The sequence below is a fragment of the Leisingera sp. ANG-M1 genome (assembly GCF_000813745.1).
Taxonomy (GTDB): Bacteria; Pseudomonadota; Alphaproteobacteria; order Rhodobacterales; family Rhodobacteraceae; genus Leisingera.
In genome coordinates, this window is sequence record NZ_JWLC01000007.1 from 72,414 (window position 1) to 88,360 (window position 15,947).

General features: G+C 62.3%; 13 protein-coding genes. 7 read left to right on the forward strand and 6 right to left on the reverse strand.

Features of this window, described 5'->3' with window-relative positions; translation table 11 throughout:
• Position 1: 1 nt before the first annotated feature.
• Entirely contained in the window at positions 2-562 is a 561-nt protein-coding gene (locus tag RA19_RS05810; RefSeq protein ID WP_039160514.1) for a helix-turn-helix domain-containing protein, read from the reverse strand.
• Between the two features lie 105 nt (positions 563-667).
• Here RA19_RS05810 and RA19_RS05815 point away from each other — a divergent pair, with 105 nt between their 5' ends.
• The 3 genes from RA19_RS05815 (at position 668) to RA19_RS05825 (ending at position 4,545) form a co-directional block, all read left to right on the forward strand.
• On the forward strand, positions 668-1,846 hold the full coding sequence (locus tag RA19_RS05815) for a benzoate/H(+) symporter BenE family transporter (RefSeq protein WP_039160516.1): 1,179 nt from the start codon (positions 668-670) through the stop codon (positions 1,844-1,846).
• A gap of 134 nt (positions 1,847-1,980) precedes the next feature.
• Positions 1,981-3,825 carry a dihydroxy-acid dehydratase gene (ilvD, locus tag RA19_RS05820; protein ID WP_039160519.1) on the forward strand — a complete coding sequence of 615 codons (1,845 nt, stop codon included), beginning with the start codon at positions 1,981-1,983 and terminating at the stop codon, positions 3,823-3,825.
• 243 nt (positions 3,826-4,068) lie between these two features.
• Positions 4,069-4,545, forward strand: coding sequence for a hypothetical protein (locus RA19_RS05825; RefSeq protein ID WP_039160521.1), 477 nt, complete (start codon positions 4,069-4,071; stop codon positions 4,543-4,545).
• Positions 4,546-4,632: 87 nt separating this feature from the next.
• On the opposite strand, the gene RA19_RS05830 is transcribed toward RA19_RS05825, so the two are convergent.
• Entirely contained in the window at positions 4,633-5,451 is an 819-nt protein-coding gene (locus tag RA19_RS05830; protein ID WP_039160523.1) for a sulfotransferase family protein, read from the reverse strand.
• Positions 5,452-5,593: 142 nt separating this feature from the next.
• On the opposite strand from RA19_RS05830, the gene RA19_RS05835 reads away from it, so the two are divergent.
• Both RA19_RS05835 and RA19_RS05840 read left to right on the forward strand, forming a co-directional pair.
• Entirely contained in the window at positions 5,594-7,171 is a 1,578-nt protein-coding gene (locus RA19_RS05835; protein ID WP_039160525.1) for a DUF5928 domain-containing protein, read from the forward strand.
• Between the two features lie 119 nt (positions 7,172-7,290).
• Positions 7,291-8,694, forward strand: a complete 1,404-nt coding sequence (locus RA19_RS05840) for an MATE family efflux transporter (RefSeq protein ID WP_039160527.1) — start codon at positions 7,291-7,293, stop codon at positions 8,692-8,694.
• 3 nt (positions 8,695-8,697) lie between these two features.
• On the opposite strand, the gene RA19_RS05845 is transcribed toward RA19_RS05840, so the two are convergent.
• The gene (locus tag RA19_RS05845; RefSeq protein ID WP_039160530.1) at positions 8,698-9,015 is read right to left on the reverse strand and encodes an ArsR/SmtB family transcription factor; all 318 of its coding nucleotides are present in this window, start codon (positions 9,013-9,015) and stop codon (positions 8,698-8,700) included.
• A gap of 62 nt (positions 9,016-9,077) precedes the next feature.
• Positions 9,078-10,010 (reverse strand): LysR family transcriptional regulator, encoded by a 933-nt coding sequence (locus RA19_RS05850; protein ID WP_039160532.1) that lies wholly within the window; start codon positions 10,008-10,010, stop codon positions 9,078-9,080.
• Between the two features lie 118 nt (positions 10,011-10,128).
• Here RA19_RS05850 and RA19_RS05855 point away from each other — a divergent pair, with 118 nt between their 5' ends.
• A complete protein-coding gene (locus RA19_RS05855; RefSeq protein WP_039160534.1) occupies positions 10,129-11,787 on the forward strand; it encodes a BCCT family transporter in 1,659 nt (552 codons plus the stop codon).
• A gap of 105 nt (positions 11,788-11,892) precedes the next feature.
• The gene (locus RA19_RS05860) at positions 11,893-13,545 is read left to right on the forward strand and encodes an ABC transporter substrate-binding protein (protein WP_039160537.1); all 1,653 of its coding nucleotides are present in this window, start codon (positions 11,893-11,895) and stop codon (positions 13,543-13,545) included.
• A gap of 54 nt (positions 13,546-13,599) precedes the next feature.
• Here the strand turns inward: RA19_RS05860 and RA19_RS05865 are convergent, their stop codons facing one another.
• Both RA19_RS05865 and RA19_RS05870 read right to left on the reverse strand, forming a co-directional pair.
• Positions 13,600-14,685 carry a hybrid-cluster NAD(P)-dependent oxidoreductase gene (locus RA19_RS05865; RefSeq protein WP_039160538.1) on the reverse strand — a complete coding sequence of 362 codons (1,086 nt, stop codon included), beginning with the start codon at positions 14,683-14,685 and terminating at the stop codon, positions 13,600-13,602.
• A gap of 4 nt (positions 14,686-14,689) precedes the next feature.
• On the reverse strand, positions 14,690-15,925 hold the full coding sequence (locus tag RA19_RS05870; RefSeq protein WP_039160541.1) for an aromatic ring-hydroxylating oxygenase subunit alpha: 1,236 nt from the start codon (positions 15,923-15,925) through the stop codon (positions 14,690-14,692).
• Between the last annotated feature and the right edge of the window lie 22 nt (positions 15,926-15,947).

Below are 15,947 nucleotides of genomic sequence, written 5' to 3' on the forward strand. Positions count from 1 at the left end.
GTCAGTCCCGCTGCGTCAGAATGGCCTGCCGGTAGTGATGCATGTTGAGGAATGACGCCCCGGTTTCCACGCTGCGATAGCCATGCGGCTGGTCAGCGGCAAAGCGCAGCCCCTGCCCCGGCTCCAGCGCCACCCATTCATCGTTTCGCAGCACCTCCATGGAGCCATTCAGCACATAGACTTCCTCGGTCACGCCGGTGTCATGCGGCTGCGACTGGTGGCTTTGGCCGGGCTGCAGCGTCACTTGAAAAGTTTCGGCCCCCAAAAGCGGATCGAAGGGAAAGACAATCTTCACAGCGATACTGCCCGGAAACTGCACGGTCTCATAAACTCCCGTGGCCGCGCTGACTGGCCGCGCCGCCTCGCCCAGCAGCGCCGTTAGCGGCAGGTGGAACCCCTTGGCGATCTTCCACAGCGTGGCGATCGTCGGGCTTGATTCGCCGCGCTCGATCTGTCCCAGCATCGCCTTGCTGACGCCCGTCGCCTCGGCCGCCTTGCTGAGGCTAAGCCCCGCTGCTGCACGGATTTCCCGCAGGTTCAGGGTGATGCCGTCATCGCTCATTCTATCCGCCCGTCAAAAAAGCCTTGTGCGTTATAACGCACAAACGGTAGTGTGCGCTATAACGCACAAAACCCCTACCCGATCCGGCGCCAGAGGAAAACCCGCATGCTCAAGGATCTGAAGCTTTCGCATATCGTCTCCGGCGCCGTGGCGGTGCTGGTCGGCTACACCGGCTCGGTCGCGATCATTTTCCAAGCCATCGAGGCCGTCGGCGCCACCCAGTCCCAGGCCAACAGCTGGATGCTGGTTTTGGGCCTCGGCATGGGGTTCACCTGCCTGATCCTGTCGCTGATGTACCGGATGCCGATCCTGACCGCCTGGTCGACACCCGGTGCGGCGCTGCTGGCCGTCAGCCTCAACGGCGTCACGCTAACAGAGGCCGTCGGCGCCTTCCTGTTCTGCGCTGTGCTCCTGACCCTGACCGGCATAACCGGCTGGTTCGCCGCCTTGTCGCGGCTGATCCCGGACAGCCTGGCCAGCGCAATGCTTGCAGGTATCCTGTTCCAGTTCGGCCTTTCGGCCTTCACTTCGCTGCAAACAGACACTGCGCTGGTCGCCGTGATGGGCCTCACCTTCCTGGCAGGCCGCAAGCTGTTTCCCCGCTACACCATCCCCGCCGTGCTGGCGGCAGGCGTCGCCTGGTGCGCAGGTACCGGCGCCTTTGGCAGCCTGGAGGCGCTGGACCTGACCCTGGCAGCCCCCGAGTTCGTCATGCCCGCCTTCTCACTGCCGGTGCTGATCGGCATCGGCCTGCCGCTCTATATCGTCACCATGTCCTCGCAGAACATGCCCGGCGTAGTGGCGCTGAAAGCCTGCGGCTACAACGCGCCGGTCTCCGCCAGCCTGACCGTCACCGGTTTGGCCTCGCTGATCCTTGCGCCCTTCGGCGGTTTTGCCTTCAACCTCGCTGCCATCACCGCCGCCATCTGCGCAGGTCCGGAGGCGGATGAAAACCCCGAGACCCGCTATTTGGCGGGCGTGATGACCGGCGTGGTCTACATCCTGGTGGGGCTTGGCGGCGCCACCGTCATCAGCCTTTTCCTGATCGCACCCAAGGCGCTGGTCGCCACGGTCGCGGGCCTGGCGCTGCTGTCGACCATCGGCAACAGTCTCTCTGCCGCGCTGGCAGACGCCAAGGGCCGCGAAGCGGCGCTGATCACCTTCATGACCACCGTCTCGGGCATCAGCTTCCTGGGAATCGGCGCCCCCTTCTGGGCGCTGCTGCTAGGAATTGCCGTGAATCACTGGCTGAAAGGCCCCGAACCCGGCCCGGCGCGTGCCTGAACAACCGCCCGCAAGACATTTAACCCCGCAAAAACCGGCGTATACTGCGCCAAAGTTACCGAACACCGCCCCGGCAGGTTGCCTTTATTGCGCAAATCGTGTCCCTGAGGGCAAAGACTAAGGGAACCAGCCTGATGCCAAAGTACCGATCCAGAACCTCCACCCATGGCCGCAACATGGCGGGCGCGCGCGGACTGTGGCGCGCCACCGGCATGAAGGACGATGATTTCGGCAAGCCGATCATCGCCATCGTCAACTCCTTCACTCAGTTCGTGCCCGGCCACGTGCACCTCAAGGACCTGGGCCAGATGGTTGCCCGCGAGGTCGAGGCGGCCGGCGGTGTGGCGAAAGAGTTCAACACCATCGCGGTGGATGACGGCATCGCCATGGGCCATGACGGCATGCTCTACTCGCTGCCCTCGCGCGAAGTGATCGCGGACAGCGTCGAGTACATGGTCAACGCCCATTGTGCCGACGCCATGGTCTGCATCTCCAACTGCGACAAGATCACCCCCGGCATGCTGATGGCCGCCATGCGCCTCAATATCCCCGCGATCTTTGTCTCCGGCGGCCCGATGGAAGCAGGCAAGATCGACATCGCCGATCTGGACATGAAGAAGATCGACCTGGTCGACGCCATGGTTGCCGCGGCGAATGACAAGTTCACCGACGAGCAGGTCCAGCACATCGAAGAAAACGCCTGCCCCACCTGCGGCTCCTGCTCCGGCATGTTCACCGCAAACTCGATGAACTGCCTGGCTGAGGCCCTGGGCCTGGCGCTGCCGGGCAACGGTTCGACTCTGGCGACCCATGCCGACCGCAAGGGCCTGTTCCTGGAAGCGGGGCGCAAGATCGTCGAGATCACCAAGCGCCACTACCAGGACGAGGAAAAAGGCCTGCTGCCGCGCGAAATCGCGACCTTTGACGCCTTTGAGAACGCGATGAGCCTGGATATCGCCATGGGCGGCTCCACCAACACCGTCCTGCACCTGCTGGCCATTGCCAACGAAGGCGAAGTGGACTTCAACATGTCCCACATGGACGCGTTGAGCCGCAAGGTGCCCTGCCTGTGCAAAGTGGCGCCGAACACCGCCAACGTGCATATGGAAGACGTGCACCGGGCCGGCGGCATCTTCTCGATCCTGGGCGAACTTAGCCGCGCAGGCCTGCTGCACGACCACTGCGGGACCGTGCACTCCTCGACCATGGGCGAAGCTATCGCCAAATGGGACATCAAGGTCGCCAACAACCCGGAAGCCGAAGAACTGTTCAAAGCGGCCCCCGGCGGCGTGCGCACCACCCAGGCGTTCAGCCAGTCCAACCGCTATAAGGAGCTGGACAACGACCGCGAAAACGGCGTGATCCGCTCGAAAGAGCACGCGTTCAGCCAGGACGGCGGCCTTGCGGTTCTGTTCGGCAATATCGCGCTGGATGGCTGCATCGTGAAAACCGCAGGTGTGGACGCCAGCAACCTGACCTTCACCGGCACGGCTTACGTCTGCGAAAGCCAGGATCAGGCAGTGAACGACATCCTGACCGGCAAAGTCACTGAAGGCGATGTGGTGGTGATCCGCTACGAAGGCCCGCGCGGCGGTCCGGGCATGCAGGAAATGCTCTACCCGACCTCCTATCTGAAGTCGAAAGGCCTCGGCAAGAAATGCGCGCTTCTGACCGATGGCCGCTTCTCCGGCGGCACTTCCGGCCTGTCGATCGGCCATGTCTCTCCTGAGGCAGCTGAGGGCGGCACCATCGGCCTGGTGCGCCAGGGCGACAAGATCGAGATCGACATCCCCAACCGCTCGATCCATCTGGCGGTCTCCGACGAGGAGCTGGCCGCACGCCGCGAAGAGCAGGACGCCAAAGGCTGGAAGCCCGCCGAGCCGCGCAAGCGCAAAGTCTCCAAAGCGCTGAAGGCCTATGCGCTGCTGGCCACTTCAGCCGCCAAAGGTGCCGTCCGCGCGCTGCCTGACGAGGACTAAAGCCAGTCCAGATTGAAAAACATGCAAAGCCCGCCGCCCCATCCGCAGCGGGCTTTTACTTTGAAGAATTCAGGAGCAAGCCGCGAAAGCCTGAGCCGCGGTTCGCTGGCTCTTTTATCGTTTTGCCTGACCAGCCAACGTTTTGCAGGCTCACCTCTAAAGAAATCACCACACGCATTAAGGTTGTGACATTCGGCCTAGTTGTCCAAAATGGATTCATAACAAGAGATTTCGAGGAGAGCTATGTTTAGATTACTCGCTGCGGTTCTGGCTGCAGCCGTACCCGCCACTGCACAGGCAGCACCCCAAAAATACCTGTGCGACTTTACTGGTCACGATACGCCCCGCAAGGTTGATGACGGCGGTTTTATTTCAGAGAAGTACCTGTTGGAAATTGACGCCGGAAACAGCACTGCAACAGCCTATGACGCTCTGGCCCATAGTGTGGACGGCGCTCCAGTTACTGCTAAATTCACCCGGAAACGAGATGGGCAGTACCGGCTGAGATGGAAACTTGCCCAAGTGCCGGTTATCGTCACAAAAACCGTTGACTACGGCATACCGGACATCATCGAAACCACGTTCACTATGCGGTACTCGGTGCTGTTTGATCCTGAAGCAATGCAAGGAATACTTTCTGCCAGTGGTGCAGGTGAAAGGTTCACCTCCTCAGCAAAACTGGTATGCCAGAAAACTAATAAGTCTTTGGCCTTCCGCTAATTGCCCTGCCCCGCCGTCACGCAAGCGGCGCCGGGTTCAAGTTTCTATTGCTGCGTCTACAAGGGCGCGGCAGCCCACTCCCAGGCTCTACTCCCCCAGCTTGGCGTGCACTTCTTCCAAGTCGATCTCGCCCACCGGCATCTTGTTGCCCGGATTTTCGAAATCGTATTTGAACAGTTCGAAATCGCGCTTGTAGATCTCGTAGACCAGATGCATCGACAGGTCGTCGAAATAGTCTTCGACCGGATGCGCGCGCTTGGGGCCGTGGCCCTCGCTTTCGTTGAAGCGCGGAATCGCAGCCAGGTCCACCGCATGCGGGGTTTCGATTGCGTCCAGCACATCCTGCATGCCGCTGTTGAAGTCCTCGGTCCAGAAGATCTTGTTGTAGCGGCCGCCATTGTGGATGAAGGTCGACACATGCCCGGACATCGCCGACCAGTGGATGTCCGGGTCCATCGGGCGGCGCCAGCGGATGGTGTCGCGGGCAAACAGCAGGAACCGGCGGAAGCTGGCGATCTGGTCGAATTCCTGCTTGCCGTCCTCGCCGCCGACCTCGATGCCGTATTCATAGGCAAGCTTGGGCACCAGGTTGCCCCGGTAGCGCCGCCCGTTGCGCTGGATGCCGCAGATCTTGTCGAAGAAGGACGAAAGAATGCGGGTGTAGGGGTTCCGCACACAGGTGAAGGCGTAGGACCTCTGGCCGCGCACATTGCGGGTGATCGGCCCCTGGCTGTGCTCCAGCGCCCATTTGTGCAAGCCCCCCTTGGCATCATGAATGTCGCCTTCGAAGAATTCTCCGTGGTCGGAGTAAAAGAGGATCTGCCCAATGGTCGAGCAGGCGCATTTCGGCACCACCCGGTAAACCACACTTTCACTTTCCGTCATCCAGGTGCCGGGGAACCCCATCCGCTGCCCTCTTCTTTTTGATGCGCCGTTACCCGCAGTCATCGCATATGTTTACCGAAACGGGAACTATCTGGTTTATTCGTGCCTAAAGGCCCCTTATCAAGGGAAACAATCAGGCAAAACAAGGCAGTCCGTCCGCGCAATGGCAAAAATCGCATATATTCTGCTCTGCCATAAAGACCCCGAGGCGATCATCCAGCAGGCCGAGCGGCTGACCGCGGCCGGCGACTATATGTCGATTCACTTCGATGCGCGCGCGGCCGCCGAAGATTACCAGCTGATCCGCAGCGAGCTGGCGGACAACCCCAACGTCGCCTTTGCCCGCAAGCGGATCAAGTGCGGATGGGGCGAGTGGTCGCTGGTCGAGGCGACGCTCTATGCGCTGGAAACCGCGGTGGAGGACTTCCCCCGCGCCACCCATTTCTACATGCTGTCGGGCGACTGCATGGCGGTGAAGACGGCGGAATACGCCCACGATTTCCTGGATTCGCATGACTGCGACTTCATTGAGAGCTTCGACTATTTCGAAAGCGACTGGATCAAAACCGGCTGGAAGGAAGAGCGGCTGATCTACCGCCATTACTTCAACGAGCGCACCCAGAAGAAACGCTTCTACGCCATGTTCGAAGCGCAAAAGCGGCTTGGGCTCACACGCGAAATTCCCGCCGACATCCAGGTTCAGATCGGCAGCCAGTGGTGGTGCCTGCGCCGCCGCACTGTGGAATGGATCCTCGACTTCATAACCAAGCGCAAGGATGTGATGCGGTTCTTCCGCACCACCTGGATCCCGGATGAGACCTTCTTTCAGACCCTGGTGCGCCACCTGATCCCAGAGAAGGAGATCGAGGCCCGCACCCTCACCTTCCTGATGTTCACCGACTACGGGATGCCGGTGAACTTTCACAACGACCATTACGACCTGCTGCTCAGCCAGGATTTTCTGTTTGCCCGCAAGATCAGCCCCGAAGCCAAAGAGCTGAAATCGCGGCTGGGACGGCTTTACGCGGCGCAGGGGGTCGACTTTCAGATCTCCAACGAGGGCCGCAGCCTCTACAAATTCCTGGTCCAGCGCGGCCGCATCGGTCGCCGTTTCTCTCCGCGGTTCTGGGAAACCGAAAGCACCCTGGGGCGCGAGCGAGAGCTTTTGATTGTGATCTGCAAGAAATGGCATGTGGCCAAGCGGCTGCTGGAACAGATTCGCCAGGTCACGAATATCCCGGCCATCGAATACCTGTTCAACGAGGAAGACACCCCGCTGCCCGACCTCGGCGGCATCCAGGCGGCGCTGATGAAGCGCACCCGCCACCGCCGTGCGCTGATGCGGATGCTGTTCGAATACTACGAGTCGGATCAGCTGATCATCTGCCTCGATCCCGGCGCCATCGAACTGATGAACGATTTTCATTCGGACCGCTCCTCGACCCGCTTCCTGCAGATCGAGTGCGAGTTCACCGACGACTACCTGATCGGTCACGCACGCCGCGTCGGCCTTGCGGGGGAACGCACCTCGCAGCAGACGCTGGAGCGGCTGCTGCCGACCATCCGCAACGATATCGTGCATGAAGCCGACCGGATCCGCGACGCCGGCTTCAGCCAGCTGTTTCAGATGCGCGAAAGCAGCTCTCCCGAGGAGAACGCCGCCCAGCTCAGCGGCTTCCTTGGCCTGGCTGAGGACAAGACCAGGCAGATCGCCGAAACGCACTATCTGTTTGCCGATTGATCCTCTGGCCCTCGGCTCCGCTGTGTGACAGGGTTCACTGACACAACCGGAAATCTGGTTATGTCATACGCCGGCGTCCGGAGCATGGCTCCGGAACTTCAGCACCGGAAGGAAGAACAATGGCAGATCAGCCCGAGAAAAAAGCGGTCTTTCTGAGCGGCAGCCTGATGGGGCATGTCACCCGCATGTCGCTGACCGCCAGCATCGGGCTTATGGCGATGTTTGCGGTGGATTTTGTCGACATGGCCTTCATAGCCATGCTGGGCAATGACGCGCTTGCCGCGGCTGTGGGCTATGCCGGCACGCTGCTGTTCTTCACCAATTCCATCAATATCGGGCTGTCGATTGCCGCAGGCTCGCTGGTGGCGCGCGCGCTTGGCGCCGGGCAGCCGGACAGTGCCCGGCGCAACGCCTCCAGCGTGGCCGTGATCGGAGCGCTGACCGGGCTGCTGGTGCCAATTCTGGTTCTGTCCTACCTCAATCCGGTTCTGGCGCTGCTGGGAGCCGAAGGCGAGGTGCTGCGGCTGGCCGCACGCTATGTCACCATCATTCTGCCAACGATGTGGGTGATGGCGCTGGGGATGAGCGCTATGGCAGTGCTGCGCGCCCACGGCGATGCCCGCCGGGCGATGCTGTCCACGCTCTATGGCGGTGGCTTGAATGCGGTGCTGGACCCGATCCTGATCTTTGGGGTCGGGCTGGGGCTGGATGGCGCCGCCATTGCCTCGGTGCTGGCCCGGATCTGCATGCTGATTGCCGCGCTATGGCCTGCAATCCGTGTGCACCAGGGGTTCATGCGGCCGTCGCTGCGGCAGATTGCCGGTGACATCCGCGCCATCCGGGCCATTGCCGTTCCTGCAGTGCTGACCAATGTGGCCACGCCTGTTGGCAGCGCCATCGTGATCCGAGAAATCGCCCAGTTCGGCACCGATGCGGTTGCGGGCATGGCAGTGATCGGACGCCTGATGCCGGTAGCGTTTTCGGTGATCTTTGCCCTCTCCGGCGCCATCGGCCCCATCGTCGGCCAGAACTTCGGCGCCCGGCTGTTCCCGCGTGTGCGCCAAGCTTTTCTGGCCGGCATCGCCTTCACCGCAATCTACACCCTGCTGGCAGCCGCGGTGCTGTTCGCTCTGCGCGCGCCCATTGCTGATCTGTTCGCCGCCACCGGGGAGACCCGCAGCCTGATCTATCTGTTTTGCGGGCCGCTGGCACTGATGCTCTTCTTCAACGGGGTGATCTTTGTCGAGAACGCCAGTTTCAACAACCTCGGCCACCCGGTCTATTCCACCTGGATCAACTGGGGCCGCCACACGCTTGGCACCTGGCCGCTGGCCGTTCTGGGCGGCTATCTGGCAGGCGCACCGGGGGTGCTGCTGGGACAGGCTTTTGGCGGCATGATCTTTGCAGGCCTGGGATTTCTGCTGGTGAGCCGCGTGCTGTCGCATCTCGAACAGCCAGCAGATGTCGATGCCTTTGCGCCGCAAAACCGGCTGCACGCACTGCTGGGCCGGCGCAGCTGGTAACCCTCAGGCTGCGTCTTCGCTGCCTTTGAGGCTGACACCTTCGCAGCATTCCGAAGTCAGGAAATCAATCACCTTCTGCATTTGGGGATAGTCAGCGCGGTTGAACACCTCGCGCCCCTGCCGCTCCTGCAGCACCAGGCCGGCATCCACCAGCGCCGACAGATGATGCGCCAGTGTCGAGGGCGCAATACCTAGATGCGCGCCAATATCGCTGACCCGCAAGCCCTCTTCTCCGGCCTTCACCAGCAGGCGGAAGATCGCCAGACGGGCATCATGGCCAAGAGCGGCAAGGGCGCGGGCATGGGAGCTGGTAGCGGTCATGCCGGCAAGATACTGCGGCCACCGGCTGCGTCAACAGGCCCCCGCACCAGCAGCCCTTTCTGCTACTGCAGCACAGGCACCGGTGAATGCGCAGCAATCCAATCAAACACCAGGCTGGGTCCGCGCAACTGGCTGGAATAATCACGTGACATGACGTAGCCCGCGTCACTTTCGACCACATCGCCGGTGACCTGCACCAGAGAGCCGTTCTGCAGCACCCGGTCGATCAGCCCCAGCCAGCCCAGGGCAATCCCGTCTCCCGAGACCGCCGACTGCACCACCATGTCGTAATTATTGAAACTGATGTAGTTCCGCGACCGTTCGCCGGAAATGCCAAGCGCATCAAACCATCCCTGCCAGGTCTGCCATTCCGCCGAGGCCGGCTTCGACAGGCTGAGAAGCTGCACATCCAGCAGCTCTGCCGAGCTGGAGATCCCCCCATGCGCCGCCAGATACGACGGACTGGAGACCGCCGCCACCCGCTCCTGCAGAAGCATGACATCTCCTTTCACCATGCTGTTGCGCGGCGCCACATGGATCTTGATATCGCAATCCTCGCCGTAATCCTCCGGCGGCACCTGCGCCGCCAGGATCTGGATCTCGATCTCATCCCCCAATTCGGCCCGCAAATGCGACAGCTGCGGCAGCAGCCAGAAGCTGCAAAAGGCAAAATCCGCGGAAATTCGCACCCTTGGCCGCGACTTGCGCTCCATCAGAGAGGATACCGAGTTGCCCATTTGCGTCATAGCCGGGCGCACCACGTTCAAAAGCCGCACCCCTTCATTGGTCAGCGACACGCCGCGGTGCTCGCGCCGGAACAAGGCAATGCCCAATTCCGTCTCCAACCCTTTGATTTTCTGGGAAACCGCCGATTGCGTCAGCCCCAGCGCCTCTGCTGCACCGGTAAAGTTGCCATGGCGCGCCACCAGGTCGAACGCATGCAGCGCAACCAGGTTGTAGCTCAGCTTCCTATTAAGACTGCTAATGTCACTCATAAATTATTGCCTACTGCAAAAGGCAGTTTTTTTATAACAAAAAATGCCCTGCGTAAGTTCTGCTAAGACCGCAGCCCCGGCGGCTTCCCCGGCAGAGCAGGGAAAACAGGGATACTACATGTCAATCAAACCACCTTTAACGGATTTGCCGATCGGCACATCCGACAGCGGATTTTACCGGGGCTTCAGCCAGATCGTCACCGTTTCCTCCAAACTGCTGATCGGCGGGCTGGTGATCTGGGCCATTGCCTTCCCCGAACAGTCCGGCGCCATCCTGAATTCGATCAACGGCTTCATCCTCGCCTCCTTCGGCGCCTGGTACATCTGGACCGTGGCGCTGTTTGTGCTGTGCTGCGTCGCGCTGGCGATGTGGCCCACTGCGGGCCGGCTGAAGCTGGGCCAGGACGGCGACAAGCCGGAGTTCTCCAACTTTTCCTGGTTCTCGATGATGTTCGGGGCCGGTATCGGGGTCGGCATGCTGACTTGGGCTGTGGCCGAGCCGATCTATCACTGGAACAACAATCCGGAAGTCATCCAGGGCCTGACCAACGGCGGCACTGCCGACAATATCCGCATGGCCTACAAATGGTCCTTCCTGCACTGGGGCCTGGGCGCCTGGGCCTGCTATGCGATTGCCGGGCTGGCGCTGGGGTTCTTCAGCTACCGCCGCGGGCTGCCGCTGACCATGCGCTCCTCGCTGACGCCGCTGTTCGGCGCCCGCCTGTCAGGCTCCATCGGCCATGTGGTGGATATCGTTGCCGTGGTTGCCACCATCCTGGGCGTGGCCCAAACCCTGGGTTTCGGGGTTGAGCAGTTTGTCTCCGGCCTCACCCGGATCGGCATCACCGGCCTGACCAACGAGGCAGGCACCGCCAACACCTCCGGTGTCATCGTCGCCATTCTGGTGATCATGCTGGCCTCCACCGCTTCGGCGCTTTCGGGTGTCGGCAAGGGCATCAAGTGGCTCTCCAACATCAACATGGTGCTCAGCATCGCGCTGCTAGGCTTCTTCCTGCTGTTCGGCTCCACCTTCTTTGGCATGCAGGCGCTGTTCGTCGGCCTGTGGGACTACCTGATCGCCATGCCCGACATGATGTTCCGCGTCTGGACCGATGACGGCAACCCCGACAGCGTCGCCTCCAAGCTGGAAGGCTGGCAGGGCGGCTGGTCGGTGTTCTACTGGGCCTGGTGGATTGCGTTCGCGCCTTTCGTCGGCCTGTTCCTGGCCCGCATCTCCAAGGGCCGCACCATCCGCGAGTTTGTGCTGGGGGCGATGATCGTGCCGTCTTTGATGTGCTTTGTCTGGTTCACCTGGGCCGGCGGCACCGCCATCGACCTTGAGCTGAACGGCAATGCCGGCGGCCAGATCGCCACCGCGCCAGATGGCGACAAGATCTTTGCCATGGTGCAGTACATGCTGTCGCCCTGGCTGGGCTGGGCGATGTCGGTGATGATCGTGGTCCTGTTGATGACCTATCTGGTGACCACCGCGGATAGCGCCGTGCTGATCGTCAACACCATCAACGCCGCCGGTGACGAAGGCCCCAAGGCCCGCCCGCATATCATCTTCTGGGGCGTCGCCCTGGGTTCGGTGGTGACGGCACTCTTGCTGGTCGGCGGCCTCAAGGCGATCCAGACCGCGATGGTGATCGGCGCCCTGCCCTTCTCGCTGGTGATGGTGCTGCAATGCGCTGCCCTGGTGAAAGCGATCTACAACGACGGCCGCCGCGAACAAGCAGGCGTCGCCACCACGGTCACGCAGGAGCCTGCTGAATAAGGCATCTCCCCGGGAACGGCGGCCAGCGGGCAGGGCTGCCGTTCCATCCTCCATACTGCTGCCCGCACCCTTTCCGGCGCTGACAACAGCAACAAAGGAAGCAAAATGACCCAATACTATAACAGGGAAACCCTCCACCCCGCGGTCCGCATGCATGCGAAGGAAGCCGCCCAAGGCAAACTGGACCGCCGCGAGTTCCTGTCGCGCGCAACCGCGCTTGGCGTGACTGCCTCTGCCGCCTACGGCATGATCGGCCTCAGCCAGCCGGTGCAGGCCGCCGCCAACCCGCAAGCGGGCGGCACCATCCGCATTCAGCAGGTCGTGCGTGCCCTGCTCGACCCGCCGCTGTTCAACTGGCCGCAGCTCGGCAACCTTGTGCGCGGCTACCTGGAGTACCTGGTGCAGTACAACGCCGACGGCACTTTTGAGCCGCGCCTGCTGGAAAGCTGGGAGGTCAACGAGGACGCGACCGAATACCTGCTGCACATCCGCCCCGGCGTGAACTGGAACGACGGCCGCGGCACCCTGACCGCCAAAGACGTCGCCTACAACTTCGCCCGCTGGTGCGACGGCAAATGGGAAGGCAACTCGATGGCGGCCCGCATGGGCTCGCTGCAGAACGAGGCCGGCGACGGCCCGGCCGAGGGCGCGCTGGAGATCGTCGACGATCTGACGCTCAAGCTGAAGCTCACCCGCCCGGACATCACCATCATCCCAGCCGTGACAGAATATCCCGCGGCCATCGTGCCAGACGGCTGGTCCGGCGACCCGGGCGCCGATCCGGTCGGCACCGGCCCTTACAAGCTGGTGGAATACGAGGTCGGCGTGAAGGTCGCGCTGGAAAAGAACACCGATCACGAATGGTGGGGCGAAGGCGCCTATCTCGACCGGATCGAGTTCATCGACTTCGGCACCGATGCTTCCACCCATCTGTCGGCAGCCGAGGCCGAGGAAATCGACATGACCTACGAAACCGTGGGCGAATATGTCGATATCTTCACCTCCATTGGCTGGAACGTCAGCGAGTCGGTCTCCGCCAACACCCTGGTGCTGCGCACCAACCGCGACTCGCTGGTGGATGGCACCGCACCCTATGCCGACGCCCGCGTCCGCCGCGCCCTGGCGCTGGCCTGCGACAACTCGGTGCTGCTGGAGCTGGGCTATGACGGCCGCGGCACCCTGGCCGAAAACCACCACGTCTGCCCGATCCACCCGGAATACGCCGACATCGGCGCCCCAGTGCGCGACGCGGAGGCTGCCCGCCAGCTGATGGAAGAGGCCGGAATGCTCGATTTCGAGCATGAGCTGGTCTCGATCGACGACGACTGGCGCCGCAACACAACGGATGCGCTAGCAGCCCAGATGCGCGATGCGGGCCTCAAGGTCAAACGCACCGTGCTGCCCGGAAACACCTTCTGGAACGACTGGGACAAATACCCGTTCAGCTCCACCGACTGGGGCCACCGCCCGCTGGGGGTGCAAGTGCTGACACTGGCCTACAAGACCGGGGTCGCCTGGAACGAAACCGGCCTCGCCAGCGCCGAGTTCGACAGCATGCTCGAGGCTGCATCGGCCATTGCCGACGCCGACACCCGCCGCGGCCACATGGAGAAGATCGAGCAGTTCATGCGTGACGACGGCACCGTGATCCAGCCCTACTGGCGCTCGCTCTACCGCCACGCCCGCCCCGGCATCATCGGCGCCGAGAGCCACCCGATCAACGAAATCCACGTGCACAAGCTGGCACTGGAAGCCTGATCAGGCACTGCAACAGAAAGGGTGCGCGCCGGATCCGGCGCGCGCCCTGTGTCTTTAGATATCGACCACAACCCGGCCGATCGGGTTGGAGCAGCAGGCCAGGATGTACCCTGCCTCCACATCCTCCTCCGAGATGCCGCCGTTGTGGACCATATGCACCTCGCCCGCGGTTTTCTTGACCTTGCAGGTGCCGCAGATGCCGAATGTACAGCCCGACGGGATGTTGAGGCCCGAGGCCTTGGCAACCGCCAGCACCGTATCGGTCTCGGTGCAGGTCGCCATGACGCCCGATGCCGCAAAGCTGATCTCGGCGGTGGCGCTTTCCTCTGGAACCACATCGTCCAGCTCCGGCGCGTCTGCCTCAGTCTCAACCGGCGCGCCAAAGCTCTCCTGGTTGTAGTTTTCCATGTCAAAGCCGAGGCCGATCAGCATGTCGCGCACCGCCTGCATGAACGGCTCAGGCCCGCAGCAGTAGACTTCGCGCTCCAGATAGTCCTGGGCGATGATCCCCAGCATGATCTGGCTCAGCTGCCCGCGGTAGCCGGTCCAGACCTGATAAGGGTCGTCCTCTTCGACCACAAAGTTCAGCTTCAGCCCCGGCACCCGCGACGCCATGCTTTCCAGCTGCTGGCGCGCGATGATCTCGCTCGGCCGCTTGGCGCAGTTGATGAAGCAGATGTCCGGCGACTGGCCGCGGTCGAACAGATACTGGGTCATCGACAGGCTGGGCGTGATACCGGAACCCGCCGAGATGAACAGGAACTTGCCGTTCGGCCGCTTGGGCAGGGTGAACACGCCCGCCGGGCCGGAGGCCTTGAGGAACATCCCCGGCTTCAGGTGGTCCAGCATCCAGCGGGTGCCGATGCTGTCCGCCTGCGCCTTCACCGTCACCGAAATCGACAGCGGCCGCGACGGCGAGGAGCTGATGGTGTAGGTGCGCCAGACAGTCTCCCCCGGCACCGGCAGCTCCAGCGTCAGGAACTGGCCCGGCTGGTACTTGAACCACGCGCCGGACGGCGCGCGGAAGCTGAAGGTGGCTGTGTTCGGCGCTTCCGGCACAACCGAAACGCATTCCAGCATCTCGTCGTCCTTCCACGCCAGGGTTTCGTCCAGCGTCTCGAAATTGGCCTGCAGTCCCATATGCTTACTCCGCCGCGATCAGATGGCGCCCGGTCAGCGCGCGGGTCAGGTGGTCGGCATACCAGTTGGAGAACTGGATGACGCCGCTTTCCTGCACTTCCGAGTACGGGCCCGGTTCATAAGCGGGCGAGTTGATGCCGCGCTGGTTGTCCTCGACCACGATCCGGTCTTCGTCATTGGTGGCGATCCAGACCTCGGTCAGGCGCTTCAGGTCATAGTCCTGGCCCTCAACCGCATCCTTGTGCACCAGCCATTTGGTGGTGACCTCGGTCTCGGTCGGGCTGATCGGGGTCACCCGGAACACGATGGAATGATCCGGCAGGAAGTGGTTCCAGGTGGTCGGGTAGTGGAACTTCAGCAATGTGCCCGCATCGGCAAAGGGCACCCGGCCCAGCTTCTTGGCCACAGCTGCCTTGCCGTCCAGCGTATAGCTCTCGGCGCCCTCATTCAGCGGCATCCGGGCCAGCCGGTGCTGGCCGCGGGTGTCGATAGTGAAGGCCGACGGGATGCCCGCGGCCTCGACCCGTTCGAAATGCTTCTGCAGGTGTGCCGGGGTCTCGCCGCCCTCAATGCCGGTGACCGAGGGATCCTCCGGGAAAGTCCGGCACAGCGACGGGTGGTTACCGCCGCAGTGGTAGCACTCGCGGTTGTTCTCCCAGACCAGCTTCCAGTTGCCGTTCTCGATGATCGAGCTTTCATAAGCCACCTTGGCATTGCCCAGGTCATGCGGCGCCAGATAGGGGCGTGCGACTTCGGCAAAGGCGTCAAAATCAGGCGCCTCATCGGCCAGGCAGATATAGATCAGCCCAGCCAGATCGCGGCAATGCACCGGCTTCAGCCCGTGCTTGGAGGCATCAAAGTCCGGCCCCATGTCGCGCGCCCACAGAAGCGAGCCATCCAGCTCATAGGTCCACTGGTGGTAGGGGCAGACCAGTTTCGGCGCATTGCCCTTCTTGGCCTTGCAGACAACCGAGCCGCGGTGGCGGCAGGCGTTGTGGAAGGCGCGCACCTCGCCATCGGTGCCGCGCACGATGACAACGTTGTAGGCGCCCACCTGATGGGTCACGAAATTGCCCGCCTTGGGGATCTCGCAGGCCGGAATGGCAAACAGCCACTCGCGGTAGAAGATCTGGCGCATGTCCAGATCCAGCACACCCGGATCGGTGTAAAACGCCTGCTCCAGGGAATAGTTTTTCTGACGGGCCACCAGTTTGGCCAGAATCTCACTGTCGTGAAGCATCTGCTTCTCTCCTTTGCCGCAT

Excerpts from the sequence above, each read along its gene's own strand:
- RA19_RS05810 (WP_039160514.1), bottom strand. The coding sequence starts at position 562 with ATGAGCGATGACGGCATCACCCTGAACCTGCGGGAAATCCGTGCAGCA.
- RA19_RS05815 (WP_039160516.1), top strand. The coding sequence starts at position 668 with ATGCTCAAGGATCTGAAGCTTTCGCATATCGTCTCCGGCGCCGTGGCG.
- ilvD (WP_039160519.1), top strand. The coding sequence starts at position 1,981 with ATGCCAAAGTACCGATCCAGAACCTCCACCCATGGCCGCAACATGGCG.
- RA19_RS05825 (WP_039160521.1), top strand. The coding sequence starts at position 4,069 with ATGTTTAGATTACTCGCTGCGGTTCTGGCTGCAGCCGTACCCGCCACT.
- RA19_RS05830 (WP_039160523.1), bottom strand. The coding sequence starts at position 5,451 with ATGGGGTTCCCCGGCACCTGGATGACGGAAAGTGAAAGTGTGGTTTAC.
- RA19_RS05835 (WP_039160525.1), top strand. The coding sequence starts at position 5,594 with ATGGCAAAAATCGCATATATTCTGCTCTGCCATAAAGACCCCGAGGCG.
- RA19_RS05840 (WP_039160527.1), top strand. The coding sequence starts at position 7,291 with ATGGCAGATCAGCCCGAGAAAAAAGCGGTCTTTCTGAGCGGCAGCCTG.
- RA19_RS05845 (WP_039160530.1), bottom strand. The coding sequence starts at position 9,015 with ATGACCGCTACCAGCTCCCATGCCCGCGCCCTTGCCGCTCTTGGCCAT.
- RA19_RS05850 (WP_039160532.1), bottom strand. The coding sequence starts at position 10,010 with ATGAGTGACATTAGCAGTCTTAATAGGAAGCTGAGCTACAACCTGGTT.
- RA19_RS05855 (WP_039160534.1), top strand. The coding sequence starts at position 10,129 with ATGTCAATCAAACCACCTTTAACGGATTTGCCGATCGGCACATCCGAC.
- RA19_RS05860 (WP_039160537.1), top strand. The coding sequence starts at position 11,893 with ATGACCCAATACTATAACAGGGAAACCCTCCACCCCGCGGTCCGCATG.
- RA19_RS05865 (WP_039160538.1), bottom strand. The coding sequence starts at position 14,685 with ATGGGACTGCAGGCCAATTTCGAGACGCTGGACGAAACCCTGGCGTGG.
- RA19_RS05870 (WP_039160541.1), bottom strand. The coding sequence starts at position 15,925 with ATGCTTCACGACAGTGAGATTCTGGCCAAACTGGTGGCCCGTCAGAAA.